Origin of the sequence: Mesorhizobium sp. M9A.F.Ca.ET.002.03.1.2 (genome assembly GCF_003952365.1) — a bacterium.
Lineage (GTDB): Bacteria > Pseudomonadota > Alphaproteobacteria > Rhizobiales > Rhizobiaceae > Mesorhizobium.
Window position 1 is genome coordinate 2,526,355 of the sequence record NZ_CP034443.1, and the last position, 26,189, is coordinate 2,552,543.

Sequence of the window (26,189 nt, forward strand, 5' to 3'; positions counted from 1 at the left end):
GCTTTCATGAAGCTTCTCCCTGCGAAGTACATTATCGAGAAAGCGGTGACTCGAGGGACGTTGACGCACGGCATGAAAGTTCTCGAGACCTCAAGCGGAACCTTCGCACTGGGGCTGGCCGTCATTTGCCGAGAACGTGGATTCCAGCTTGAGATCTTCACGGACCCGGTGATGGACAAAGGTCTCGAAAACAGGTTGAGCTCTCTAGGAGCCGAAGTCGTCATAGTAACTGAAAAGGCCCAGGATGGTGGTTACCAACGAAGCCGGCTGGACGCGTTACACGCTAAGATGAGACAGTTGGGCCATTCCTGTTTCTGGCCCCGTCAGTACGAAACACCGGACAACCCCGCAGCCTACAAGCTTTTTGCTGATCAACTATCGGGGATGCTGGACGCCGACATAACTTTGGTCGGTTCTGTGGGGTCTGGTGGCTCTACTTGCGGAACGATAGAGCGCCTTCGCCAAAAAGCCCCGGAGGCGCGCCTGATCGGAGTAGATACCTTCAATAGCGTCATTTTTGGCCAACCGGATGGCGACCGGAAACTGCGGGGCCTGGGGAACAGTCTTGTCCCCAAGAATGTGAAGCATGAACTGTATGACGACGTGCATCTCATTTCGGCTCCGCTCGCATTTGCTGCAACGCATACCCTCCATGAGCGGCACGCCGTTTTCGCCGGTCCGACCTCCGGGGCGAGCTACATCGTTGGGCGTTGGCACGCTCGGCAGTATCCAGGAGAAACCGTGGTCGTCATATGTGCAGATGAAGGCCACCGCTATGCCGAAGCTGTTTATGACCACGAGTGGCTCAAGCAGAATGGATGTCTGCATGAAGGTGCTCTTCTGGACGCTCCGTCCAGTGAAGAGCATCCCTCGACCGCTCTTCCGCCATGGAACCGATATCGTTGGAATCGGAAAAGCCGGGAAGCTGTCTTAAGCCTGCTGGAGGACGATTCTTGATGAACCGAGGTAGCTTCCTTTTCGTGGAAAGCAACACGACGGGCACCGGCGAACTATTAATGAAACGGGCCCGAGCTCTTGGCTTCGAACCATATCTCGTTACGCGTAATCCTGCGCGTTATCCGTTTCTGAAGGACTCGGTCGCTCACGTTGTCGAAGCTGAAACGCGTAGTCCGGACGAACTCATCGGGGTCGCCGCCAAGTTGGGAAGGCTGGCAGGAATATACTCGTCGTCGGATTATTTTGTGGAAGCAGCGTCAAGTGCTGCGACGGCCATCGGGCTACCAGCAGCCAATCCGAAGGCTATAGCTACCTGCCGGAACAAATGGAAGCAAGCGGCCGAGTTGCAGCGACAATCAATCACGATCCCTGAGACTCGACTGGCCACTTCCGTCCGAGACGTGGAGAAGATACTTGCCCAAGCCACTCTGCCGGTGGTGGTGAAGCCGGTCTCCGGTAGTGGTAGTAGTGGCGTGCGGTTGTGCGATACAGCGGCAGCCGCAATCAAGGCGTTTGAGAGTGCAAGGGGCGCGTTACTCGATCAGGTAGGTCTGTGCAGCCCTGATGTCCTCATCCAGAAATATATAAGGGGTAAGGAATACTCCGCAGAGATAATTGCGAACGATGGAACCCTGCATTGCCTTGGAATACTTGCAAAGCACAAGGGCCCGCCTCCCTGCTTCGTCGAGGTAGGGCACGACTTCCCGGCACCGCTCCCGGAGCGCTCCCTCCAGGAACTGGCCTGTTTTGCCGTGAGTGCGGTATCAGCGCTCGGCCTGGAGTTCGGACCGGCTCATGTAGAGTTCGTAATAGCGGAGCCAGGCCCGGTCATCATTGAGGTCAATCCCAGACTGGCTGGAGGAATGATTCCAGTCATGCTGTCGCACGCTTTGCGCACCTCAATCCTTGATATGGTCATTAATCTTTACGCGGGACAAGGGTTTACGCCTCCGCGGGCGGGCGGAAGAGCGGGAGCTATCCGTTTCCGCCTTGCTCACGAATCCGGGAAGCTCAAACGCCTGAGCTTTTCTCGAACTCCAGGGCCGACAGTGCCCGAAGCGGGGCTTCTGAAATATGGGGGGGAGGATGTTCAAATAAATGGCGATTTCAGAGACCGAGTAGCCTACGCCGTAGGCGTCGCTGATGAACTCGACGCCGCCGTTATAGCAGCTCAACAGATGATCGATTCCACGGTGATGGATATGGAAGAGGCTGCTGGCGAATCGGACAACAAGCAAGTCGCTGGGGCAAGCGAGGGCAGGTGGAACCTACATCCCGAAGCGATGAAGTTGCTCGCTCCGCCTATCGAAATCTCGCGTGACGGTCGCCTTCTGCGGCACCAGGCGACCATAGATGAAGCACATCTGGTGATGCTCGCGGATCAGGGCTTGATCAACCGGGAAGTCGCTGCCGATCTCTTGAAGCACATCTTTCACCTCCAGGACGAGGGCTTTCAGTCTTTGGAGGGACGCGATGCTCCGCGCGGCCTCTACCTTGCCTATGAGGCAGAACTTGCCGCCAGAGCTGGCCCGGAAAAGGCCGGCTGGCTGCACCTTGCAAGATCCCGCAACGACTTGAACGCGACCATCTCTCTGCTGGTCCTTCGGGAAGCTGGGTGTGCTATCTCCCAAGAAATAGGCATTGCACAAGATGCCCTGCTTCAGCGCGTGGAGGAAGCATCGAGATTTGTTGCTCCTTTGTACAGTCAGTACCAGATTGCAATCCCCGGATCGCCAGGGCACTACCTGCTCAGCGTTTTCTTCGCTCTGCGGCGCGAGCGCCAGCGGCTCCATTGCCTCCTGGAAGACATCAAGAACTGCCCTATGGGAGCTGGTGCCGGCGGAGGCACCAGCCTGCCTATCGACCCTTTGAAGACAGCAAATCTTCTGGGATTTGAATTGCCGTCATTCAACTCGCTTGATGCGGTTGCAAGCCGTGACCATCACCTACAAGGGCTTTCACTCTTCGCTAGCGTTGCAATTTTGCTCAGCCGTGTGGCCCAGGACCTGCAGCTTTGGACGACCAGGGAGTTCGCGCTCATTGACCTTCCTCATTATCTTGCTGGTGGCTCTTCCATGCTTCCCCAAAAGAAGAACCCATTTTTGCTTGAACACGTCAAGGGGTCGGCAAGCACAGCGATTGGGGCCTACGTTTCTGCGGCAACAGCCACCTGCAAATCGCCTTTCAGCAACTCGATCGAAACGAGCAACTACGGTTGCTCTCCATTAGCCCTTGCAGAAGATGCCCTTAAGAGGGCCATCACCCTCACATCACTCATTGTGAAATTCATGTCTTTCAACGTGCGGTCAATGCGTGAAAATCTGGAAGATGGCTCACCCATGACGGCAGTCGCCGCAGAACGGATGGCGTCGCGAGGCGTTCCTTTCAGGAAGGCCCACACACTAATTGGTGAGATCGCCCAACGCCTGTCTCTGGATAGCTCGGTTGCGGAGCGCCGAAGCGAGTTGGCAAGCCACCTCACTGGCGTGTTGCCGGAGAGTCTTGAAGAATGCAGGGATGCTCTGCAGTTCGGAGGAGGACCCGGACAACGATCAACCGATGATCAGCTTTCTGTAGCAAAGAAGATGTATGGCGAAATGCAGCTGAAATGCGCGGAAATACGGGAGCGTTGGGCGCACGCTGAGATACACCGCAAACAGAGGGTGAATGAGCTTATTGATGATCATCAGGCAACTTGAACGAGCGACATATGGACAGCGCTTAATCTTATAATAATCGGCAGATCAGTCCGCGGCTGGAGCGGCGCAGCGGCTGCAGCCTAGGCATTCCCCCATTGGACGAGCCACGACACGCTCCGGTCATTTGCAGTGACGGGGGTTGCCCTTTTTGGGTTTGTCAATAAAAAACTCGACGGAACTACAATCGGCCCGGCGACAACATCGACGTACGCATCCGGTGAAGACCGCAGACGTGCGTATCTGGTGGCCATGAGAACCTGAGCACCGGAGTGCTGGGGTCAAGCTTTCGATGGGGAGACGCGATGATATTCTTCGAGGAGGAGTTTGACCTCCTCGATGCCTTCATCGGTGAAGGCCAAGATCCCGTCGTCATCGTTGGCGCCGTACACCCAGATGACGCCGTCCTCGGGCTCCAGACCGAGGGTCAGTTCGTGGATGAGCGCTTCGCTGACGCCGAGGTCCCTGGCGACACGTTCGACGGTGTAGACGTGATGCACCTTATTGCGCTGCATGATCAGGCCGCCGCTGGTTGGGTCCGCAATTTTGCGGATCTCCAATTCCACGGCAGCAAATCATCGATCCGATGGGCCGGATAGGCGGGCAGTCGGGCGAGGACGTCGGCGAGCCAGGCCTGCGGGTCGATATCGTTCATCTTGGCGCTGACGATCAGAATGGCCGCGCGCTGTCCGCCGCGATCGGAACCGCAGAACAGCCAGGACTTTTCTTCCGAGAGCGAAGACTGATTCATTATGCACCTCATCTTCAAATGGCGGAAAACAGCGATTCCTGGTTGTCGTCGTGGATGCGACGCGGAGTATTGCGCGCCAAATCGGCCTTGATCCGTTCGTCTTCGAGGTCGCTGGCGCGGATCTGGTAGGGCGCGCCGCGCATGACTTGCTCGGCCGGCAAGAGGCCATCCCTGATGAACCGGCGGATTTTGACGTGCGACACGCCGAGCTTCGCGGCCGCATCCGACATGGTGAGCCACTCGCCATTCTTGTCGGAAGAGCGATAGCCGCTGATCTTGTGCACCGTGCGCAGCGATTGGACGCGACGCGCGGTCCAGGTCTTTCCCTGACCGGTCTGCATGCCCATGCGGTTGAGTGTGGCAGCGATTTCGGCATCCGACCACCGGGTTGCCATGGATCGCATGATCGCCAGAGCCTCCTCAGGCGTACGCTGGCCATGCTCTCCGGATTTGGGCTTGCGAACCCGTACCTGCGAGTGCTGGCCTCCGTGCCAGTGGATGGTCAAGATCACGTCGCGCGCATCGTCATCGACATCCGCCACGATATCCTTGATGAGCGCGCGCAGCAGTTGCTGACGACAGCGCATGTCGACACCCGGCGCATTCCAGGAGGCCTCGAGATCCTGGGCGAGGCCCGTGAAGTCCGGAACCGCGTCGACAGGCTCCACACGCTGGACTTCGCTCAGCTGGGCCTCGCAGGTCTCCACGCGCCTGAGTGTGGCTTCCCAACTCCTCTCGAGCTGGGCCGCAATAAGCCGGTTCTCCGGGTCGCAAGCGGCATAGCGGCGCTCGGCGAGCGATGCCTCATAGCGCGCCTGCTGCAGGTCCATCTCGATCATCTGCCGCCGCTTGGCTTCGCTCTCCAGCTGCATCCGTTCAGCCTCCAACGCCGCTTCGATCGCCATCGGCGCAACCGCCTCCAGCGCTTCGCGGGTCACCGCCGCGTCGGTGCGAAAGCCGTTGAACGACATGCATCGCGCCTGTGCCATCATGAGGTTGCCGCGCTCGCAGCGATATACCGGATAACCTTGGCCGCGTCCGGCATACATGACAACCAGTCTTCGCCCGCATCGACCACAGGAGATAAGACCCGGGAGCAGCGCGCGACCGCCGCGGCCCGACTTGACGCCGCCGGCTTTGCCGTAAGCGTTGGCTGCGAGCAGTTCCTGGTTCCGTTCGTACTCGCTCCATCCGATGTAGCCTTCGTGATGGTCCTTGAGCACCACCGCCCACTCGCTAGCCGGCTTGTAATGGCCATAGCTCTTGCGAACGCGGCCATCGACGATCTCAGTGCGCTTCTCGCTTTTACCATAGACATAGGCGCCGGCGTAGAATGGGTTCTTCAGGATCGAGATCACGTTGCGGTAACGGATCGGAACCCAGTCGAAGGACACCATCTTCTTGCCGTCGGAGGGTCTGGGGAAATGCACGCCATCGTCGATCATCGAGATCAGGACCTGGCGCGCGCTGCCGAGTTCGCGGAAGCGCGCGAATATCAGGTGAATGGTCTCCTGCAGGCGCATGTCGGGATCGAACCCGAGACCGTAATCGCGGTGCCAGACATAGCCGAAGGGCACGGAGATGCGCAGTTCTCCGCGCTGTGCCTTGGCGCGGGCGGCCTCGTACATGCGGGCACGCAGCACGCCGAGCTCGAATTCGCTGATGCTGCCCTTCATACCCAGCAGCAGGCGGTCGTTCGGCAATCCCGGATCGTAGACTCCGTCCAGATCGATCACGCGTGCATCGACTTCGCCGCACAACTCGAGCAGCCGATGCCAGTCCGGCCCGTTGCGCGACAGGCGGGACGCCTCCAGGCAAAGCACGGCGCCCACATGGCCGGTGCACAGATCGTCGACCAGGCGCTCGAAACCGGGACGCTCCACAGCCCCGCTTGCGGTTCGTCCCAGATCCTCGTCGATCACCTCTACTTTGCGGAATCCCCAACGCCGCGCGACGTCGACAAGCTCATACTGCCGACGCTGGCTCTCAAGGTTGAGCTGGACCTGCGCCTGAGTGGATTGACGCACATAGACGACGGCCTTGCGCTTGAGGACGGCAGTCGGAATCAGATTACCGCTCGTCATCGCAGCTCTCCTCCTCCGTTGCCACGCCGGCGGCGGCCCTCAGTACGTTGGCGAGCCGGGCGATCACTATGGTCCGTTGCGTTGAACTCAGCCCGTTCAGCTTCTGCGAGTCGAGCGGCAAGCTGAGTTGGCGAACGACCTCGAGAGATCGTGTCGGGGGTGGCAGGGTTCTCATGTTGCGACTCCGCGATGGTGAAACCATCCGGAGAGCCTCGCCGGAAACGGCGTTCGATCAAGAGCTTGTTAAGCTCAAGCAGCGCGGCAAGCGATACGCGCGGGGGGCCCAGGTCCATCGCCGCGCAAGCCACGGGATCGATCATCCAGGCCGGAGCGGTAATGACATGACCGGGCGCGACGACGAGGTGAATGATCCGGCCGTCGGCGCGCTCTTCGCTGTTCTCGCAGCGAAGCCGACGTCCGAAATACGGGTGCCAACGGTAATGGACCTCGACCTCCTGCCCAACATGGGCAGAATGACCCCGAGATGGCGATGCCGCGCAGGGCTAGCTCGGCTGCATTGTTGGATAGGCAGATCCGCCCATCGTCGAGGAACCGGGTGAAGGATGACCAGCGGCGCAGCATGTAGTTGAAGGCCTTGGTCAGGTCGTGCCCGCGCGAGAGCTTGTCGCGCGTCTCGATCATCCAGCGCTCGAGCTCGGTGACCAGCGGCGCGCTCCGCTCCTGGCGCACGGCGTGGCGTTGGGCCGGCAACAGGCCGTTGATCGCGCGCTCGATATCGAACAAGGCATCGATGCGCTTCACGGCTTCGACCGCCAGCGGATAGACCAGGTTGGGCTTCTCGCTGCGCGCCTTCTTGCGCGCCGCCGCTTCGACATCGGCCAGCTCAAACACTTTGCGCCGGCTGTGGGCCCAGCAGCTGGCCTCCAGAACAGGCGCCGGCTGACGACCCGTCGCATAGAGATCGCCGTAACCACCAAAGGCATCGGCCTGCAGAATGCCGTTCCAGCCGGCGAGATGCGCCGCGGGCTGTTCGCCTCGGCGATCGCGGGAATAGTAGAACACTGCCGCCGGCGGATCGGCGCCGCCGAACGGCCGGTCATCGCGCACATAGGTCCATAATCGACCGGTATCGGTCTTGCCCTTGGCCAGGACCGGCACCGTCGTGTCGTCGCCGTGCAGACGTGAAGCGGCCAGCACATGGGCTTCGAGCCGCTTGAACAGCGGCATCAGCGCCGCGGTGCCGGCGCCGACCTGGTCGGCGAGCGTCGACAGGCTGAGCGGCACGCCTTCGCGGGCATAGCGTTCGGCCTGGCGGTTGAGCGGCTGATGCTGGCCGAACTTCTCGAACAGGATCATCGCCAGCAGGCCGGGACCGGCCCAGCCGCGCGGGGTGGCGTGGAAGGGCGCCGGAGCCTGGCTGATCGTCTCGCAGTCGCGGCAGGTGAACTTCTCCCGCACGTGCTGGATCACCTTCCATTGCCGCGGCACCACCTCCAGCGTCGGTGATATCCTCACCCAGCTTGCGCAGCCGATGACCGCCGCAGCAATGGCAAGCGGTCGGCGCCGGCTCGACCACGATTCGCGCGGCAGATGCTCTGGAAATGGCTGGCGCGCCGGTCGTTTGCGCACATAAGGCGCCACCTCGGTGGTCCGGGCCGCGCCCTGTTCGGCGGCGATCTCGTCTTGCGTCGCGGTGCTCTCGAGTTCCTCGAAGGTGAGCTCCATCTGATCGTGCAGGCGGGCTGAGCGTTCAGAACTCTGACCATGCAGCGCCCGCTGCAGCTTGCGGATCGTCAGATCCTGATGTGCGATCAGCGCCGCATCATCCGATGCCTTGGCCCTGGCGACCGCCAGTTCGGCCTCGACCAGCGCAGCGCGCGCGGCCTCGTCTTCGGCTCTGGCCAGCGCCGCGGTCAGCGGTGCTCTCAGCGCGCCGATATCGTCCGGAACAGCATCCTGGGCGGTGGCAACCATGCCTTGGAGTGAATCATAAAACGCGTCCGCTGACTCGCGGAAAATGGCGCAAACTCAAAGAAAACTCAGCCCGCGCGCTGCGGGCGGAACGTGTGAACCGGGTTGCGCCAATCGATCCCGTCGAGCATGTAGGCGAGCTGCGCCGGCGATATGGAAACCGTGCCGTCCGCCGGCGACGGCCATAGAAACCGGCCCTTCTCGAGCCGTTTCGCATACAGCGACATGCCGAGCCCACGCCACCTTCGAGGTTGCGCGATGCGAACCCGCACCTTGGCGGATCGCATTTATTCGGCGCCGGCCGTAGACATATGCGCCGGCATAGGCCGGGTTGTGCAAAATATGATGGACGTCGGCGATGGTGGCGTCTCGCCACACCAGCTCATGGGGCGCCGGCCCGCGAATCGGCGCACCGGTACGCGTAGGTCGTGCGTGCGCAGGTAACGCATAACGCGTCGCGCGGTCTGAAGCTCTCTAAATTTGTCGAAGATCAGACGCAGCCGAGCCTGAACCTCTTCATCAGGGTTGAACACGATCTGGCCGGAGCGGTTGTAGGCCAAGCCACCTGGCAGCGGTATGCGAAGCTCGCCCCGCGCCGCCTTCTGCCGTCCCCCTTGATGCAGGCGGGTGCGGATCTGGTGCAACTCCGCTTCGCTCATGATCCCCGAGAGCCCTAACAGCAGCCGGTCTTGATAAGCGCAGGGACCGTAGAGACGTTCACCATCGGCGATGACAACGCCGAGCAATGAACACAACTCGAGGAGTTGATGCCAGTCCCGGTTGTTGCGCGCTGCATCGAGGCTGACCACCAGACCCGCGTTGCCGAGCCCGATCTCGGCCCCGATCTCGGCGATGAGCCATTGGAAGTCGCCGCGCTCGACTTGGCCGTTTCCTGGTTTTCCAAGATCCTCGTCGATGGCGACGACACGATCCGGCGGCCAGCCCAATCTGACGCGCGGTCCACCAAGCTGTGCTGAAGTTCGGTGCTTTCCTGATGGTGGCGCACCTAGTTTATCGAGGATTGGCGCACAACACGTAAGCGAAATTTGAACGCCGGACGGCCGCTCTCGGAATAACCAACATCAAACTGGTCCCTCGCGGCTGGCGCGTCCGGCGGCATCCGGCGGATCAGCGCGAGCATCTGCGCGACTTGGTGCTGAGATACCGGTGGGAGATTGTTCCAAAAGGCTGGGCGTATCTGGCTTGATCCGTACCAGTGGAACACTGGTCTCCGGTAGAGCCACCGCAATCCGATGCGCCAAAGCATGAGCACCATCGCAACTCGCCATTGAGTTATAAAGGTGATTCGCGCACAATACACTAAAGGAAGCAAAGTCCGAACGGGTATTAACTTTCCAGCCCGCTACGATGTTCACCATCATCATCGCTAGCAGGCGACAGATTCGTAACTGAGCGGCGGATATTGCGCGACCGTCCATCCGGAAGGCGGATGACAAAAAAGGCAGATCCGCGCACTGACCGAAGTGATGCCACCTCAAACTGCTGTCCACAGGGTGCGTGTCGACGGTCAACCACCGTGACATGAGATACCAACCGGATCAACAAGAGGGGCATCCTGCGCTGCTTGGGTCGCCACGACCTCATGCCAAGCGGAGACGGGCAACTGGCTGGTTACGATGGTGGAGCGGCGTCCATAGCGGTCCTCGAGGATTTCAAGGAGGTCATGAGGGGCCTGGCCGTCGAGGGGCTCAAGGCCCCAATCGTCAAGGATCAGCAATTGCACACTGCCGAGCTTGCGCAGCAGGCGTAGATAGCGACCATCCCCGCGCGCCGATGCCAGGGAGCAAACAGTCTGGGCACGCTCTGGTAAAGGACGGAGCGGTCATCGCGACAGGCCTTGTAGCCGAGCGCACAGGCGAGCCAACTCTTTCCGACGTCTGATGGCCCGCAGATCGCCGGATTGTCGGGGCGGAGGAACAGGAGCCGATCGAGTCCGCGCGCTGCGATAGTCAACATCCTCGGGAATGGTCTGGTGGCGCAGCTTTGCAAAGCGCAGGCGGGCAGCAAGGTTGCGATCGTACCGCCAGCTCCATTCCCGGTCGAGTAGCAGACTCAACCATTCGACATGAGAGAGTTGTTCGACCTCGGCATTGGCGGTGAGTTCGTCGAATGCCCTGGCTATGCCGGACAGGCCCATGGCGTTCAGGCGATCGAGGGTGGGGGGTGCAAGCATCCCTTTCTACTTCAGTCGTTATAGCGACAGCCGCGGATTGGGAATGGTCGATGGCTCGCGGGACGCCGCCCGCGGCGACGGCGCTCGGTCGAGATGGTTGTCGAGAATGGAGCGGACCGAGCCGTAGGTCCGCGCGCCGATCTCAAGCGCGCGACCGCAGGCGGCATTGACCTGTTCCCTGCCAAATCCCTTGACCAGGCGAGTGATGCCCAGAAAGGCCCGGAAGCCCTGCTCGGAATGTGGCCGGTCAGCCAGGATCTTCTCGCACAGCAGCGCCGCGTCGGAACGCCGAGGCATCGTGGCCGATCCGCTCAATCGTCCGATCAGCGAAGCGCCGATGCGAGGATGGCATGTGATCGGGACCCTGGTGTGCCGGCCATTGCCGCTGGAACGCAAATGGACGGCGATCCATTCGCCCTTGCAGAACAACTCGACGGGTCGCTTGACGCGCGCCTCGACCTGCTCGCGCGCGAAGGGCCAGAGGAGGGAGTAATAGTGGCGATCGATCTCGACATGATAGTCGAGACCGGCACGCCGGATCCGCCATTCGGCGAAGACTTTACATTCCGCCGGCAGCGGCTTGAGCGCCGGACCGTCGACCTCCTCGAACAGCTGCCGGCACCCGACGATCGTTCAGATCGGCCAGCAATTCGCCGATTGCCGCATTCACCTTGGCCAGACTGTAGAAGGCCGAGAGGCCAGCGCTCGACAATGCGCACCGCCGCCTCGACCTTCGCCTTATCGCGCGGCCGGCGCGGCCTGGTCGGCAGCACCGAACTGCCGTAATGGGCCGCCATCCCGGCATAAGTGCGGTTGATCTGCGGATAGTAGCGGCGGCCTCCGCGACCTTCGCGTTATCAGGAACCACCAGCGCGCGCGCCGCCGAATGCCTCGAGCGTATTGAGTTGGCGGCCGAGCCAGTCGGGCAGCGTGCGCTCCAACGTGCCTCTGCTAGGACAGGCTAGACGCGCCCAGCACCGCCAGGAACAGATGCGCCTGACGCGTCCTTCCCTTGAGGCGGTCGACCATTACCGTCACCGTGTCGCCGGCATAGTCGACGAACAGCTTCTACTTGAAAGCATTTTCAGCAGGTCTTCACGGGTCAACCAAACGAGCCAGTCGTCGTCGCATATGCCCCGCGCTGGCAACCGCAGGACGGATGCATGTGGCTCTTTGTGTAGATAGCCGTTGCGATCTGCTATGCCCTTTTCGATGTTCCAGCTACCAACGAGGGCGTAAATGAAATCCGGCGACCATTGAGTCCATGCCACTCCAAATGCGATCCGACCAAGGAAGGACAGAAGACCGCGTCCCCGAAAATCCTCACGGAGCCAGAGGTCGCCGCGATATGCTACAAGCCCGGTAATGCTTCTGGCGGACGGTGCGTAGCAGCTACACGAAGAGCCAGGCCCTGCTTTAAGACCAGGGTCCGCGAAGCAGTCTCTGAGCGTCCCAAGGTGCTCATCAAGACTTGTGGTGGAGAGATCGTACAGCCGCATTGCTTGGACATGCGCTACCCTGTCTTCCCGGTCCCTGCCAATAATCCAGAAAGCCTTTCCAGGTAGAAGATCAGAACAGTCCGGACGAAAGTGTGGATAGGTCGGTGACTTTCCAGGAAGTCTGTCAGTGATCCTGACGTACTCCTCAAAATCGTCTCCCATCGTGATGTGGAGACCGGACTTACGCGCCAGCTCGTACGCTGCACAGATGAACTTCGAAATGTCTAATGTCGTTACGTTATCCTGCATGCAGATGCACCCTGACAGCTAAAGAAGTGCGGTTCTAATATAGCGGAATGCGGACCGATACTGCGAGATTTGATAGTTGACGTGACTATCGGCTCATGCTCACGTTGCACGCGCTCTCCGACCGCCATCGGCGCAAGGCCGATAGTCAAAACCGCGCTGAAGGAGAACCAACACCGAAATGGTCCTGACCTTGCCCCTTTGATCTAATCCGGTTTGAAGTTCGCTCTGGCCCATCGAGAGGACCAGGACATGAAACGCGGCCGCTTCTCTGAAGAGCAGTATCATCGGAATTTTGAAGGAACTTGAGGCCGGGGTATCGGTTGCCGATCTGTGCCGCAAGCACGTGGTCGGCGACGCCTCGATTTACAACTGGAAGGCCCGCTTCGGCGGGATGGATGTCTCCGAGGCTCTGCGACTGAAGGCTCTGGAGGACGAGAACACCCGGGTGAAGCGGCTTCTGGCCGACGCCATGCTCGACAATGCCGCGTTGAAGGATCTTGTGGGAAAGAAATGGTGACGCCCGCGGCCAAGCGGAAAGCTGTCGCTCGCCTGAAGGAAGGCTTCGGGGTGAGCGAACGGCGGGCGTGTAAAGCCATCGGCTGTTGCCGCATGACGGTTCGCTACGAGACCAGCAGGCCGGACGACCGCGAGGTTCGCGAGCCGATGAAGGCGATCGCGCAGGAGCGTCGCCGGTTCGGCTACCGGCGTCTTCTCGTGATGCTGAGGCGGGAGGGCCTGGTCGTGAACCACAAGAAGCTGTTCCGGCTCTATCGGGAGGAGAAGCTCGCCGTTCGCCGCCGTGGCGGCCGCAAGCGGGCGATCGGGACCAGGGCGCCGATGCTGGTGCCGCTGAGGCCCGACGAGCGCTGGTCGCTCGACTTCGTATCGGACCAGCTCACCGACGGGCGCCGCTTCCGCATCCTGGCCGTCGTCGACGACTGCACGAGAGAGTGCCTGTCACTCGTCGTTGATACGTCTCTCTCGGGCATGCGGGTTGCCCGCGAATTGGACCGGCTCATCACCGAGCGCGGCCGGCCCAGGATGATCGTCAGCGACAATGGCAGCGAGTTCACCTCGAACGCCATCCTCGCCTGGGCGGATCAGAACCGCGTCGAATGGCATTACATTGCGCCCGGCAAGCCGATGCAGAATGGCTTCATCGAGAGCTTCAACGGCCGACTGCGCGATGAACTGCTCAACGAGACGCTGTTCACCTCGCTGGCTCAGGCGCGCGTAGCCATCGCCCTGTGGCACGCCGACTACAACACCGCGCGGCCGCACTCCCAAATCGCCTGGCAGACCCCGGCAGAGTTCGCCAGCACCTTCAATCCGCGACGGTCGCTCGCGCTGCGCTATGCCAAAGGCTCCGGGCCAGCGCCCGTCGCTTCACCCGCCCAGCAGGGCACAACCCACGCCGGAAACGAACTCAAAACTGGATAGAAACTGGGAGCAACGTCAGTCCGACCATCGGCAGCAGCGCGCTCGAACCATGCTGCTCATGATGAAAGATGACTAGCAGGCAACGACCACACCCAGGCGTCACTTGCCCCTTACATGGGCGACCCTCACTGGTCGTGCAGACGACAACACTTGCTCGGGCTTCAGTGCGTCGCTCGGCATTAACACAACCTTAAACTATCTTCACAACCGCAAATCGCTGACAATGGTAGGTTCACCACAGCGTCTGAGGTCAGGCACGGCTGAAACAGCTGCGCCGTTCCGCTCCGACTGCCGCACACCACGCAACCTTGGGGAACAGCCAATGGCAAGAAGAGCGCTCATCCTAGTTGAAGGCCATCAGCGTATGGGTCTTCTATACGTTCAAGCGGCCCAGCGTCTCGGTCTGTATCCAATTACCCTGTCGGCTAATCCAGCTCAGTACAAATATCTTGCAGCTGAAGAGAATGAGGCAATCCGTGTGGATACAGACGATCTCGATGCGCTGATCCGTGAATGTTCCCGGCTACGTGCCAACTACGACATTGCTGGTATTACTGGCTTTTCGCGCGCCGACGAGTCGGCCTGCGTGACAGCTGGTAAGCTCGGTCAGCACTTCGATCTGCCGGGACCGAACCCTGCATCAATTGAGCGATGCTGCGACAAATCCGTTCAACGTCAGCTCCTTGCGGAGGCCGGCGTTCCAATACCTGAATTTCGCTTGGCTACCAATGCGACGGAGGCAGAAAGCTCTGCCGTGGAGATCGGCCTCCCGGTTATCCTTAAGCCAGCCGTGGGCGCCGGCAGCAGCGGTGTCCGTTTGTGCCGCAGTGTCGACGAGGTAACCGAACATATGACCTATTTGTTGGGCGGGGAGCACCTATGGCGGTCTTCGCCGAGGATACTGGTCGAAGAGTTCGCCCAGGGGCCTCTCTATATCGCTCAGATAATGGGAAATGTGGTGATTGCGATAGGCGCCGCTTTATACGGCCCACCACCGCATTTTGTCTGTCGTCAATTGAACTATCCGGCCGTGCTGACTGAGGACGAGAACAAACGTATCGCCGCTGTTTCACTGAACTGTTTGCGAGCTCTCGACCTCGGCTGGGGGCCAACGAACATTGAATTCCGGTGGACGGAGCTTGGCCCAGTCGTCATTGAAGTCAATCCGCGCCTTGCTGGCGCGCCCGATCCTCAGCTTGTTCAGCTGGCTTACGGTGTCGATCTCATCTCCGAGCACATCAAGCTTGTCATCGGCAACGAATGCAATTTGAGCAGGAGGCGTTCGCAGACTGCGGCTGCGCGTATGTTAGTCCCTGATGACGATGGCACCCTCGACTGGATAGATGGAAACAGTCAGGCGGCTGCTATATCAGGTGTCGCCGAGGTCAAATTGTATGTTGAACCCAAGACGCTGATCGTTAGGAGAGGCGATTACTTAGACAAGCTCGGACATGTCATCGCCGCGTCAGCCTGCCCCGCCCGGACGGAGGCGATACTCCAGCGTGCTGTCGACTCAATTCGTTGGTCCATCACACCATTCCCGACCCTTGGCAATTAGGTACAGTCCGTTCGGCGCAATGCCAGACATGTGGATGCAGCGGAACCATCCGGACCTCCCGTTCGAGCGTTATGCCGATGATGCCATCTGCCATTGCCGAACCGAAAACAGGCAGTGGTGCTGCGCGACGCTCTTGAAAAGCGGTTCGCAGACTGCGGGCTGACGCTACATCCCGAAAGACGAAGATCGTCTACTGTAAGGATGACGATCGACGCGGAACCATTCTAATCACAACTAGACTTCTCGGCTATACTTTCAGGTGTCGGGCGAATTGAGAAACTGACCCCCCGCATTGCCTCACGTTGATTGTTACCAATAGGGTCGCCGTCCCGAGGGGATGAAGCCGTTGTTGTCATCCTGATTCGGAGGCTGGATGGCAGGGCGGGTTAGCATGGCGACACGGTTGGAATTGGTTGAAGCGATTGTCGAGCGATATCGATCGGGCTGCGGGCCGACAAACAAGGGATTTTGGACGAGTTCGTCGCAGTCGCTATCATCGCAAACGTGCGATCCGGGTGTTGCGACCTCGGGCTGCCGGTCCGTCGCCCACCCGACAATATCCGGTGCTTTATGGCGCCGAAGTTTCTGGAGGCGCTGGTGGCATTGTGGAAGGCGTCCGATCGCCTTTGCTCGAAACGGCTGAAACCGCTGATTCCCATTTTGCTGCCGGCTCTTGAGCGGCATGGCCGGCTCGATCTGGATGGCGAACTTCGCGACAAGCTGCTGACGATCAGCGCAGCGGATGGATCGCCTGCTTTCGGAAGTGCGTGCTGTAGCTCGCGGGGGGCAGCGCCGTCGCGCCGGACTGAGTTCTGCGGTGCGTACGTCGGTTCCGGTGCGCACCTTCGGCGACTGGAATGATCCGCCGCCCGGATATGTCGAGGTCGACTTCGTTGCCCATTCCGGCACCTCTTCGTCCGGCAGCTTTGTGCAAACGATGGTCTTGACCGATATCGCCACAGGCTGGACCGAGTGCGTGCCGGTGCGGACGCGAGGAAGTGGTCTTGTCATCGCTGCCATCAAGCGGGCCAGGTCGTTGTTCCCCTTTCCGCTCAAGGCGTGGACTTTGACAATGACAGCGCCTTCATGAATGAACTCGTGGTCTCCTGGTGCAGAAGTCAAGGATTGGAAGTGACGCGTTCCCGTGCTTATCGGAAGAATGATCAGGCATGGGTCGAGCAGAAGAACGGTGCCATCGTTCGTCGCCTGGTCGGCTATGGCAGGTTCGTGGGTGCGGAAGCCACGGCGGCGCTTGTTCGTCTCTATGACGCAGTGCGGCTGCACGGCAATCTCTTCCAGCCCTCGTTCAAGCTGCGAGAGAAGACCCGTATCGGCGCGCGTGTGATTAAGCGCTATCATCCGCCAGCGCCGCCGGTCGAGCGTGCCATCCAGAGGTGGCGGAGGACGACAAGGAGCTGTTGCGTTGCGTGCGATGCTCGCAACGGCGGACCCGGTGATGCTGTTCACCGGCATCCGTGCGGCACAGGAAGATCTGGGAAGACGGGTCGATCGTCGTGGAGTGCAAACAACGCCACAGGAACCGGTCGTCATCGATCTGCAGCGCTTTACCGCAAATCTGAAGACGGCTTGGCAGGGCGGTGAGGTGCGACCCACCCATAAAAGGCCTTATCGGCGGACAAAGCCTTATCCGAAGAGACCGAGCATGCTTGAGCCCTATGAGGCTCAGATTCGGGCACGGTGCTGCAGCGGCTGATGAACGTCGATCAAAGACGGTTCACGAACAAAAGCCTGCGGACGGTGCAAATAGCGGTGAAAGCCTGGCGTAAAGAGACAGCCGTTGAAATAACCAATGGCGACTAGATGGCGATCTCCCCGCTTCTTCAACCCGCCACATCGTAAGGTAACATTCTTCGGGTGAGGCAACAGGGGGGCAGTTTCTCAATTCGCTTGACTTTCAGGCCGAGGCTTGCGCGCCGAAGAGGCGGAAAGGTGGGCGTCTCGTTTAGCCCCGCGGCCAGTGACAAAGCTCTCATGGCGACGCAAGAGCACCGTCGATTTAGGCTCTCTCGGACCGGTCGGCAAATCGGCCACCGAGGTCCGTTCCCGCCCCCAGGATTCGATGGATCCAGAAGCCGTCGAGACCCGCCTCCTGAATGACCACAAGCGCAAAGTCCCGGCCGGTGCGCGCCTGTGCCTTGTCCTGAAGCCGGGCAAAGCGGCCGAAGGGATCGAAAGCCATGTCGTCGACGCCGCCTCGATTGCCACGCCGCGCCGGCGGCGTCGTGCCAAGACCGACAAGATCGATGGTGAGGCGTTGGTGCGTGAGCTGCTCGCCTACAAACGAGGCGAGCCGCGCGTGTGCGCGATGGTTAGGGTACCGAGCGTCAAGGAGGAGGACCATCGGCGCATCGGCCGTGAACGCAAGGCTCTGGTTGGTCAGCGGACCTGCCATGTCAACCGGATCAAGGGCCTGCTGTTTGCTCAGGGCATCACCGGCTACGAGCCGCTGGGACGTGACCGGCGACATCGGCTTGAGGAATTGAGGACCGGCGACGGCCGCGCACTGCCAGAACATCTGAAGGGGCAAATCCGTCGCGAGCTCGACCGACTCGAACTGGTGATAGCCCAAATCAAAGAGGTGCAGGCCGAGCGCGACGCTCTGCTGGCAATCGAAGTCGCCGAAACTCCAGCAGCGACATTGCTCGATCTCAAGGGCATCGGCCCCGACTGTGCCGCCATCCTCTACTCGGAAGGTCTGTTCCGGCACTTCGATAATCGCCGGCAGGTCGCCGCCTATGCCGGGCTCGCGCCAACGCCTTGGCAGAGCGCATTGGTCCAGCGCCAGCAAGGCGTCTCGAAGGCCGGCAACCCCGACTGCGAACGACGATGATCGAGTTGGCCTGGCTGTGGCTGCGCAATCAACCGAGTTCAGCGCTTACCCGCTGGTTCCATGAACGCGTGATGCGCAACCAAGGGCGCCTCAAAAAGACAACCATCGTCGCCCTTGCAAGGAAGCTGCTCGTGGCGCTGTGGAAATACGTGACCGCGGGCGTCGTCATCGAAGGTGCTGTCATGAAGGCGTCTGACGAGATCACACCGATACACTCATCCCTCGAGGCCTGATCAGCCTCGGCGGATCCAGGAGGCGAACCGAGATCCCAGCTGGCTAGAATGCCGTATCAAAGATGGGTCTCGCCTTCTGGGCCCCTGCCGCCGCAAGGGATATTGGTGCAGCCGTCTGAAGCGGCGACCGTATGTGAGTTTGATTAGGCTCGATTGACCGAGCCGTGTCACGCAATCGGGCCCAGCTCTGGATTCCGCCACCAATTGGGAGCAATACGATGCCGTCCTAACACACCTCTTGACCTCAGCATCGTCATGTGAGCCTGGGATCAAACAGCTAGGCTGGGCCAGCAGCTTTGATGTCGCATTTTTTGGAGCACAGATATGATGCGGGCATTCCGCACCTGTTTCCCTACTGCCCCCAAGACAGGCGGGCCGATCGATTTTCCACCATAGCGCAAGTCGTTTAGTTCGTGATTGCGCCAACGATCATCGGGCCACTTCCAAGGCTTCATGTCTTCGATTTCAGTCACAGACGTCTTCTTACTTCATCTCGGCCGGCGCGATTTAGACCGGGTTGGCTTTGCCCACTCGCATCACTGCGGGCGTCGGACCGGTTTCAGCATGATCCGCAATGCTGTCGCTTGCTCGATTGCTTCCGTCGAATAGAGGAGTGGCTTGTATTTGCCGTTTTGCCAATCTTCCTTCATGTTGCTGTAGTTCGGCGACTCCGGATCGCCCGACTGCCCAGGAAAATTTATAAAAAGACTGTTGTCCCAGTTTCCTACATCGATGACCATTCGCACGGACGGGCCTGCGATGGTCTGATAGTCGTCGGGCCGGTAGACAGCACACATCGGTGTTGAGCCGCTGCCGCCAAGCTCCATAGGTTCTAGGTCGAAGGACGCCGACAGTTCGGGGAAAGCGCGGCTCAGCGCATGCTCAAGAGATAGCTTATGGAGCTTGCCCCATTGCCAAAGTCTAGGGGCTCCTCCGAAGCGGGTTTCGCAGTCGCGCCATGCCGCCCCCAGCGTATGCTGAAAAATGTCCCGGCGCGCCGCGTCGGCATTGCTCTCCAACCATTCCTCGGGCCTTTCCGAAAACGAGAGCACGGATTGGATGTCGCCGGGCTGCAGTAGAGCGTCGATCTTATCGCCTTTCGTGAAAGCCTGATAAAGCGCCGGTTTCAGGTGACTTGTGATCCAGGTCTCGAAAAGTGCGGCTGGCGACGACTCTGGATCCGTCACACAGTCCCAAGCGAGCATATGGGCTGCCGCACGGCCCGCTGCCTCGTTTTCGAACCGCAGATGGCGGAGGATCGCCTGCATGCGCTCCGCTGGGATCGAATAAAGATCATTCTGAAGTGCACAAGAGTCGCCGAGTGTGTGTTTCGGCTGGCCATCCAAAACGCGGCAAATGCGTTGCGCCCGGCTTCGGTCGCTCCATTCGTATCCGATCGGTGGATTGTCCACCTTCCAGCCCGACGGCAGATTCATCTCGTTGGCTGTCGCAAGGAAGCCCCGTTCGGGATTTCGGGCCGACGGCAAATCTTCAGGCGCCACATAGCCGCTCCACTCGTAGCGTCCGTCGCCCGGCACAGGCAAAAGTCCGTTCCAGTTGGGCCGGATCGGGATCTTGCCGGCCGTCTGCCAACCAATCGTCCCGGTTACGTCGGCATAGAGGTGATTGGTCGAAGGCGTTCCCCAGTTGCGCAGGGCCTTCCGGTATTCGTCGAAGGATTTGGCGCGCACGGCGGAGAGGCTTGCAAGGTAGGGAGCCGACCCCGGTTCGCTCCAAAGGGTGCGAATGGCAAAAGCCTTCCGGCTTTCCCTATCCTCGTAGACGACTGGACCATGCCGAGTGAAGCGCAAGGGTAGGATCTGCGGCACGCAACCCTTCACATCGAACACTTCCTCAACTGCCGTCATGGTCGCCCAGCCGTCGCCATAGCGGTAGGCGACCGAATCGCCAGGTTTCGTCTCGTAGACGTAGACATCCTCCTGGTCGGCGGGGAAAATGGTGAGCGAGAAAGCGCTGCGACCATTATGCCCCAGAGAGATGCCGGGCACGGCAGGCTCGCCCGCGCCAATCGCATCGAAGCCAGGCATCGAGAGGTGCACCATGTAGCGGAGCGCCGGTACCGCTTGTGGCCTGTGCGGGTCCATCGCCATAATGGGACGGCCGGTTGCGCTTCGTAAGCGCGAGACGGCCCAGTTATTCGAACCTTCCGACTCGATTGCCTGTACGACCTCTCCCAGCGTATCGACGCGATTCCAGAGAGCGGCCATCTCCAGGCGGGCAGTGAGGCGTTCCTGACTGAAGGTGACGGAAGCGGTCGCCAAATTGAAGGCATTGATGACGGCAAGAGGAATGGCCCTCAATGCCAGGTTGGGATCGGTAGCGGGCTGAACCTGAGGTTCAAGATATCTGCGTAGGGCATCCACCCTCGTTCCTGCCCTTGCCAGAACATTCGCCCGCACAATCTCAGAGACCCCATTGCGTATAATGCCGTGGCTTCGGATGCGTACGACGTCTTCGGCTTTCCAGCGCGACGGACTAGTGCCGAGCTTCCCGAACTCGGGAGGAAGCCTTTCCTGGCCGCGCTTCACGCGGTCCACGTAGGCATTAATCCCGGTGACAAATGCTTGGCAAATCGCATTGGCGTCAGGCGAATATGCCGCCCACTCGGCTGCCATGTCTCCGCGGTACATGAAAAGACGGGAAGCGCGATCTTGCTCGAGGAATCCGGGACCGAAATCCGCCGCTAATAGTCCGAGTCCTCGCTTGCGCCAAAGGTCAATCTGCCACAGGCGATCGCGCGCGGCGTTGTAACCCTGTGCGAAGAAGAGATCCTCCAAGCCATGCGCGCGAATGTGGGCCAGCCCCCATCTATCGATAGCAATTTCGACCGGTTCATTGAGGCCGCTGACCTCGATGCTTCTGATTGACTGAGTTGCTTGTCCATGTGTCGATAGCATGAAGAACCTATTTGCTCTGGGCCGTGCCCGCGTGGCCCGTGAAAAAGTTAACGCCGCTACATACTATGGCTCGGGATTGCGGACCGAGCTTGTCGACCGCTCAATCCGAAAGCGATAGGTGGACGCTCCCCCGCGTGCAGCTGGAGGGACGCGTTGCTCGGCTGACATCGCAATCTCATCCTCCGCTTCTTTCAATTGATGGGATGCCGCTCTTACAACGTCGGATTCCGCTTCCGGTAGACCACTTGAGGCCGCAACCAGTGGCCCGCGCCGAACTCGGGGTTCTCGTAGTCGCCCGCGGGATCATAAATCATGCCGATCTTCTGCATGACCTTTTGGCTCGGCTCGTTCTCCTTGGCTGTGAAGGCCGCGACCTCCGGCAGACCGATTGACCAGGCGTACTCGAGCCATGCCCGCGCACCTTCGGTCGCGAATCCTTTGCCCCAATGTTCCTTTGCGAGCACCCATCCGATTTCGACGCTCCGATGGCTGGGAATTGCCGCCTGCACCGCCTCTGAGAAGACGCCGAGCCCGATCATACCGATAAGCTCGCCGCTGCCCTTCAGCTCAGCGGCCTGAAAATGAAACCCGTTGGTCCGGGCACGCTCGATCGCAACGTCGATCTTGACATTCGCTTCCTCGACCGTCAGCACTTTGGGAAAGAAGCGTCTGACGTGCGCGTCACTGTAAATTCGTGCCATTGGGCCCCGGTCTTTGTCCTCCCAGGGACGCAATATGAGACGTTCAGTCGTCAGCCTCATCGGTCAAACTCATCCATCTTTCTAAACGGATGTCGGCAAAGCGCAAACGCCTCCTTGGCGCCCTTCAGGAAATGCACCGACGGGACCAAAAAAACTGGTCGGACAATCTGGTTGCCAGCCATGCAAGTTGAGAGGCCGCAGTTATCGGCAGGCGTTCCATAGTTTCAGCTCCGCAGCTATTTACGCTGGATGTTGTCACCTCGTGCACGGGTGCACAAAGCTATCGATTGCAGGGTTGCGGCCATGGCGCCGTCCTCGACCGGTATCGCCCAAAATCTATCACACCAACAAAAGGCTGAATGTTAATTTGAGCGAAGGGTATCTTAATTTTCTTTTCGGCAAACGTAACATTAAAAAATTTGTTTTGAGTCTGAACGTTTGGACATTTCCGTGATCCGACGTGTCTTGCTTTGACCTGCCACGGGTAATTTACTTCACCTGAGATTGGAGTCGGGCCTCGATTGAAGGACGGACAGATGAAGGGAAAGCGTTTCACGGAATCATCGCGGTTTTCCGCGAGCATGAGGCGGGTGCGAAGGCGGGCGATCTGGTCCGCCAGCACGGGAAGGCGGGATGGAAGTCTCTGATGCCAAGCGGCTGAAGGCCCTAGAAGGAGAACGCAAAGCTCAAGAAGCTGCTCCCCGACCAGATGAGAAGCCTCGGCACTGGGAGCTTCTGTCAAAAAATGTATGGTCTGCCCCGTCCGTGCAAGGTGTCGCGACATCACGAATGACGATTTCAGTTGCATAAATGTGTCCGGCCTCTCGCGACTGGACTCCTGTTGCAGCCAGGCCACTGACGAGATCCGCGCACGCCGTTCCCAATTCGGGCACGAAGCCCGCTTTTTTGCACAGGGCGTACGGCATGCTGGTCCACTGTTTCGTTATCTCGATTCACGAGCCTTGCAATCGAGCCGCAAGCATCAGCGAAAGCAGGATCTCTGCGTTCGTAGAGTGCACCCGGCTTGGTTAAACCACTCAGACAATGCGTGGCATCTTGGCGGCAAGTGCGACGACTGCTTTGTGCGGATGCATGCGACACTAAAGGCCCGTTGAGCCAGCTTACAAAGCTATCGCGCGTTCGGTCCAGATGCCGAAACCAGGATCGCGCTCCATGTACCAGGAGCTTTCTCACATAGCAGTTCCCCGCTTGCTGATGCCAGCAACGTCTGTTTTCCTCCGGTCGAGTATTGTCTGGGCACCAAGCCCAGCCATGCCGCAGCGGGCTGTGCGAAACTGCTACCCGTTGCCGATAGCGGCGAGCGAAGCAGTCGCACCTAATGCGCCGATACCAGGATTGTCATAGTCGGCGTGCCACCTCCTCTCGATCGGTAATCGCTTCGATCTCTCCTTCGTCACTTGGCGGATACGCTCTTCAAGGCGAGAGAGATCGGTGTTTAGATCGCCCAGCAGTCGGCGACAAATCGTTCTCCTCGTCATTCAAAGCGTCCGCAGATCAAATTTGAACAATCCCGCGCCTTGACGCAAAGGCCGCCGTATTCGAGGCAGAAAGCCCGCATCTGTTTGATCAACCGCGTCCTCGAGTCGATCATCTGGTCGCGATCCGGTGCAGCGCAAGATCGACCTGATCAGTTTCCTTCACGGTGATGAACCGGCCGCGTCCGTAGCCTCCACGATCGCCTCAGCGTCGATGATGTCGTTTTTGTTCGACTCCACATAAGGCTCACATGAGGAGGATTGGATCAAGTATGGATTTTCAGGTCATCGTTGGCAAACGCGTGTCGCAGTCGACCTGCGCGCTTAAGCTCACATGCGGTCGCCGAAATAACGGCTGCACCAGAATTCCATTCGCGAATTTCCTGAACAGGGCTTCGGATCACAAGGGCCGGCAAAACCGGGGCCAACGCCGTTGAGCTCGAGCAACATCCGAACCGGCTCCAGTGCGGAGCTGGCGGCCGGAGCCTCCAAGAGTCATCACGCTCCGCCTTCACGGCCTCGATCTGCCGGTTAAGCAGCTCGATGACTTCCAGCTCGCGCAGGGCCAGCGTCTTGAGATGTCGGAAGCGGCCGCCCGTCTCCTATGCGCAGAGCCTTCAGGCGATCCCGGCGGTCATTGTTCAGAGGATCGTACCCGCCGTCCCTTGCGACAAGAACAGACCCTTCAACCGGTTTACATGACGGATAGTCTCTCCGATCAGAGTCTTCAGTTCTGGCAAAGGCGCCGACGATCCGCTTCTTCCGGTGTCGGTACGCAAACCATCAAACAGACCCGCGGTTCGCCCCTTTCCACGCCATGAGTGTGCGAACAAGCGCCTCCCCCGTCGATCCGATCTGTCTTGGTGCGGCGATGCCTGCGCGAAACCGCGATCGAAGCTGGGTCAACGACGTGGCTCTCGATCCCTTCCGCGATCAGGCCGCGGTGAATCCAGAACCCGTCCAGTCCGGCTTCCTGGATCACGATCAATGGGACAATCCGGCCGGTCCGGCGGCGGACATGGCGTTGCAGATCCGAAAAGCGCTCCAGCAGTCCGGCATATCCCCACCCCGCACCTGTTGCGTCGACAGCTTGGATCCCACGGGGGCCGCAATGTCACCAGCCACGTTGAGCGGCTGAGCTCCAGAGAAACGGAAATCGCGCCGCACCCAACGGTCGCAAGCGTATGTGCGGTGGTCATTCTGGCAGCCTGCATGGCAAAGGTCTCCGTCGAGGAAGTGAGCGGCCCAACTCTTCCGAGTTAGGCGCGCGCGTCTCCTCCTCATGGAATCTTCACGAATTGCGCGGGGATCAAGCGCACCTTGACCAAGTGCCCGTATCTTCCGGGCGAGCCACTATGAACCTGCGCAGGATTCCATGTATGCTCGGATCTGCGGGTGTAATGAACTGCAGAAGGGTGTCTCGCCGAAAGCGAGCTTTCTGATCAGGCGTGCCGTCGCAGCTGGTCAAGTCCGGGAACTGCTGGATAAATTCTGGCGGGGCTCCTTTGCCGCTGCTTTCTTGTCGAGGCCCTTTTTTTCGGGTCTCGTATTCCTGATCGAGTTCGTGCCGGACGGCGGTCATCTGGCGGCGCTCGAAATCGGTGATCCTGATTGCCCGCCACCGCTCGGTAGCTCGGATCATGGCGCTGAACATAAGCTTGAGAACGGGCTTCTCGCCGAGGGCATTGGGAAGGGTCTTTAGCCTGCGCCGCTCCTCGACGAACAGACGTTCCAGAAGATTGGTGGTACTGATGGCGGCGGTGAGTGCTCGGCAATCAGATGCGCGATTGCCGCTTCGAAGTCGTCCATGAAGCAGGCGGCCGCGCTCGGGCCTCGTAGTCGTTCACCAGACCGGCGGCGAGATCGCGGGCAATGGCGCGCGAGGGAGCCTGATAAGCCGCGGTGGCGCGGGCCTTGAACTCGGGCCAGCGGTCTGCCGGCACCTTGGCGGCGACATTGCGCATCCGGTGCCCCAGGCAGCGCTGACGCTCCGAGCGCGGAAAGCAGGTCTCGATCGCCTTAATGATGCCGGCTGCCCCGTCGCACACGACGAGCAGCGGATCGCCGAGCCCGCAGCCGCGCATGTCCTGGAAGAATGCGCTCACCGTCTCGGCGTCCTCCTTGAAACCCGCCATCAGATGCAGAAGTACTTTGGCGCCAGATGCCGTAAACCCCAGGCGGCCAGCACCGGCTGGCGCTTCTGCCCGGAGCGGATCCGTTACGCGATGCCGTCGACGAACAGATAGGCGATCTCATATTCGCCAAGATCACGCGTGGCGAACTCCTGGTAGTCTGCCGGCCGGTCTCGCTGACCGCGGTTTTCGACAGGAGCAGCCGCCCCGGTTCATCGCCGAAGGCGTCCTCAATTCGCGCACCGAAAGACCGCGTGCCAGCAGTTCCACCGCGCGGTCCTCGAGCGCCTCCGTGCGTCCCTTCACATACTCGCCGGACGGCACACCGCGGCCCGTCACCTGCGGGGGCCGAGTATTCCACGAAGCCTTCCGCCGTCTTAAGGCGCCCGCTGCGCAGGCCGTTGCGGTAACCCTGGCCGGCTCGGCGCCGGGTTCGTAATAGTCCCGCCCGACCGCATCCCGGCTTTCCCCCTCCAGTGCTTCCTCCAGGATCAGGCG

General features: G+C 60.1%; 13 protein-coding genes and 8 pseudogenes. 6 read left to right on the forward strand and 15 right to left on the reverse strand.

Annotation, left to right across the window (positions count from 1 at the left end; genetic code table 11):
* Positions 1-6 precede the first annotated feature (6 nt).
* A complete protein-coding gene (locus EJ066_RS12365) occupies positions 7-957 on the forward strand; it encodes a cysteine synthase family protein (protein WP_245455126.1) in 951 nt (316 codons plus the stop codon).
* Entirely contained in the window at positions 957-3,656 is a 2,700-nt protein-coding gene (locus tag EJ066_RS12370; protein ID WP_126038089.1) for a lyase family protein, read from the forward strand. Before EJ066_RS12365 ends, EJ066_RS12370 begins: the two co-directional genes overlap by 1 nt.
* 278 nt (positions 3,657-3,934) lie before the next feature.
* Here the strand turns inward: EJ066_RS12370 and EJ066_RS12375 are convergent, their stop codons facing one another.
* From EJ066_RS12375 to EJ066_RS12415, 10 genes and pseudogenes are all read right to left on the reverse strand, one after another.
* Entirely contained in the window at positions 3,935-4,219 is a 285-nt protein-coding gene (locus EJ066_RS12375; RefSeq protein WP_348629315.1) for a hypothetical protein, read from the reverse strand.
* A pseudogene (locus tag EJ066_RS12380) lies at positions 4,171-4,377 on the reverse strand (transposase domain-containing protein); the annotation flags it as partial. The pseudogene EJ066_RS12380 and the gene EJ066_RS12375, both read right to left, overlap by 49 nt.
* A 41-nt stretch (positions 4,378-4,418) precedes the next feature.
* Positions 4,419-6,488 carry a recombinase family protein gene (locus tag EJ066_RS12385; RefSeq protein WP_126038092.1) on the reverse strand — a complete coding sequence of 690 codons (2,070 nt, stop codon included), beginning with the start codon at positions 6,486-6,488 and terminating at the stop codon, positions 4,419-4,421.
* A gap of 249 nt (positions 6,489-6,737) precedes the next feature.
* Positions 6,738-8,423 carry an IS66 family transposase gene (locus EJ066_RS12395; RefSeq protein ID WP_245455127.1) on the reverse strand — a complete coding sequence of 562 codons (1,686 nt, stop codon included), beginning with the start codon at positions 8,421-8,423 and terminating at the stop codon, positions 6,738-6,740.
* A gap of 65 nt (positions 8,424-8,488) precedes the next feature.
* A complete protein-coding gene (gene tnpB / locus EJ066_RS31300; protein WP_210211049.1) occupies positions 8,489-8,647 on the reverse strand; it encodes an IS66 family insertion sequence element accessory protein TnpB in 159 nt (52 codons plus the stop codon).
* A 106-nt stretch (positions 8,648-8,753) separates the two neighbouring features.
* Positions 8,754-8,825, reverse strand: a pseudogene (locus EJ066_RS31850) (hypothetical protein); the annotation flags it as partial.
* A gap of 239 nt (positions 8,826-9,064) precedes the next feature.
* Positions 9,065-9,367 (reverse strand): annotated as a pseudogene (locus EJ066_RS31855) (recombinase family protein); the annotation flags it as partial.
* A gap of 647 nt (positions 9,368-10,014) precedes the next feature.
* Positions 10,015-10,614, reverse strand: a pseudogene (locus EJ066_RS12405) (ATP-binding protein); the annotation flags it as partial.
* A gap of 81 nt (positions 10,615-10,695) precedes the next feature.
* Positions 10,696-11,700: pseudogene (locus EJ066_RS12410) on the reverse strand (IS21 family transposase); the annotation flags it as partial.
* Positions 11,649-12,362 (reverse strand): hypothetical protein, encoded by a 714-nt coding sequence (locus tag EJ066_RS12415; protein ID WP_126038098.1) that lies wholly within the window; start codon positions 12,360-12,362, stop codon positions 11,649-11,651. The pseudogene EJ066_RS12410 and the gene EJ066_RS12415, both read right to left, overlap by 52 nt.
* Before the next feature lie 249 nt (positions 12,363-12,611).
* On the opposite strand from EJ066_RS12415, the pseudogene EJ066_RS12420 reads away from it, so the two are divergent.
* Both EJ066_RS12420 and EJ066_RS12425 read left to right on the forward strand, forming a co-directional pair.
* A pseudogene (locus EJ066_RS12420) lies at positions 12,612-13,802 on the forward strand (IS3 family transposase).
* Between the two features lie 322 nt (positions 13,803-14,124).
* The gene (locus EJ066_RS12425; protein WP_126038100.1) at positions 14,125-15,360 is read left to right on the forward strand and encodes an acetyl-CoA carboxylase biotin carboxylase subunit family protein; all 1,236 of its coding nucleotides are present in this window, start codon (positions 14,125-14,127) and stop codon (positions 15,358-15,360) included.
* Positions 15,361-15,669: 309 nt separating this feature from the next.
* Here EJ066_RS12425 and EJ066_RS12435 read toward each other — a convergent pair whose 3' ends face one another.
* On the reverse strand, positions 15,670-16,827 hold the full coding sequence (locus tag EJ066_RS12435; RefSeq protein ID WP_189350321.1) for a hypothetical protein: 1,158 nt from the start codon (positions 16,825-16,827) through the stop codon (positions 15,670-15,672).
* Between the two features lie 715 nt (positions 16,828-17,542).
* Here EJ066_RS12435 and EJ066_RS12450 point away from each other — a divergent pair.
* Positions 17,543-18,444: pseudogene (locus EJ066_RS12450) on the forward strand (IS110 family transposase); the annotation flags it as partial.
* Positions 18,445-18,980: 536 nt separating this feature from the next.
* Here EJ066_RS12450 and EJ066_RS12455 read toward each other — a convergent pair.
* The 3 genes and pseudogenes from EJ066_RS12455 to EJ066_RS31860 all read right to left on the reverse strand — a co-directional run.
* Entirely contained in the window at positions 18,981-21,362 is a 2,382-nt protein-coding gene (locus EJ066_RS12455) for a penicillin acylase family protein (RefSeq protein ID WP_126038109.1), read from the reverse strand.
* 212 nt (positions 21,363-21,574) lie between these two features.
* Positions 21,575-22,063 carry a GNAT family N-acetyltransferase gene (locus EJ066_RS12460; RefSeq protein WP_245455128.1) on the reverse strand — a complete coding sequence of 163 codons (489 nt, stop codon included), beginning with the start codon at positions 22,061-22,063 and terminating at the stop codon, positions 21,575-21,577.
* A gap of 1,899 nt (positions 22,064-23,962) precedes the next feature.
* Positions 23,963-24,758 (reverse strand): annotated as a pseudogene (locus tag EJ066_RS31860) (IS110 family transposase); the annotation flags it as partial.
* A 176-nt stretch (positions 24,759-24,934) separates the two neighbouring features.
* Here EJ066_RS31860 and EJ066_RS12465 point away from each other — a divergent pair.
* Entirely contained in the window at positions 24,935-25,261 is a 327-nt protein-coding gene (locus tag EJ066_RS12465) for a hypothetical protein (protein ID WP_126038116.1), read from the forward strand.
* 73 nt (positions 25,262-25,334) lie between these two features.
* Here EJ066_RS12465 and EJ066_RS12470 read toward each other — a convergent pair whose 3' ends face one another.
* On the reverse strand, positions 25,335-25,694 hold the full coding sequence (locus EJ066_RS12470; RefSeq protein WP_126038119.1) for a transposase: 360 nt from the start codon (positions 25,692-25,694) through the stop codon (positions 25,335-25,337).
* Positions 25,695-26,189: the final 495 nt, after the last annotated feature.

Bases quoted from the DNA above. Each gene is read 5' to 3' on its own strand.
- EJ066_RS12460 (WP_245455128.1), bottom strand. From the start codon at position 22,063: ATGGCACGAATTTACAGTGACGCGCACGTCAGACGCTTCTTTCCCAAA.
- EJ066_RS12370 (WP_126038089.1), top strand. From the start codon at position 957: ATGAACCGAGGTAGCTTCCTTTTCGTGGAAAGCAACACGACGGGCACC.
- EJ066_RS12365 (WP_245455126.1), top strand. From the start codon at position 7: ATGAAGCTTCTCCCTGCGAAGTACATTATCGAGAAAGCGGTGACTCGA.
- EJ066_RS12465 (WP_126038116.1), top strand. From the start codon at position 24,935: ATGTATGCTCGGATCTGCGGGTGTAATGAACTGCAGAAGGGTGTCTCG.
- EJ066_RS12455 (WP_126038109.1), bottom strand. From the start codon at position 21,362: ATGCTATCGACACATGGACAAGCAACTCAGTCAATCAGAAGCATCGAG.
- EJ066_RS12415 (WP_126038098.1), bottom strand. From the start codon at position 12,362: ATGCAGGATAACGTAACGACATTAGACATTTCGAAGTTCATCTGTGCA.
- tnpB (WP_210211049.1), bottom strand. From the start codon at position 8,647: ATGTCGCTGTATGCGAAACGGCTCGAGAAGGGCCGGTTTCTATGGCCG.
- EJ066_RS12395 (WP_245455127.1), bottom strand. From the start codon at position 8,423: ATGGTTGCCACCGCCCAGGATGCTGTTCCGGACGATATCGGCGCGCTG.
- EJ066_RS12385 (WP_126038092.1), bottom strand. From the start codon at position 6,488: ATGACGAGCGGTAATCTGATTCCGACTGCCGTCCTCAAGCGCAAGGCC.
- EJ066_RS12470 (WP_126038119.1), bottom strand. From the start codon at position 25,694: ATGGCGGGTTTCAAGGAGGACGCCGAGACGGTGAGCGCATTCTTCCAG.
- EJ066_RS12425 (WP_126038100.1), top strand. From the start codon at position 14,125: ATGGCAAGAAGAGCGCTCATCCTAGTTGAAGGCCATCAGCGTATGGGT.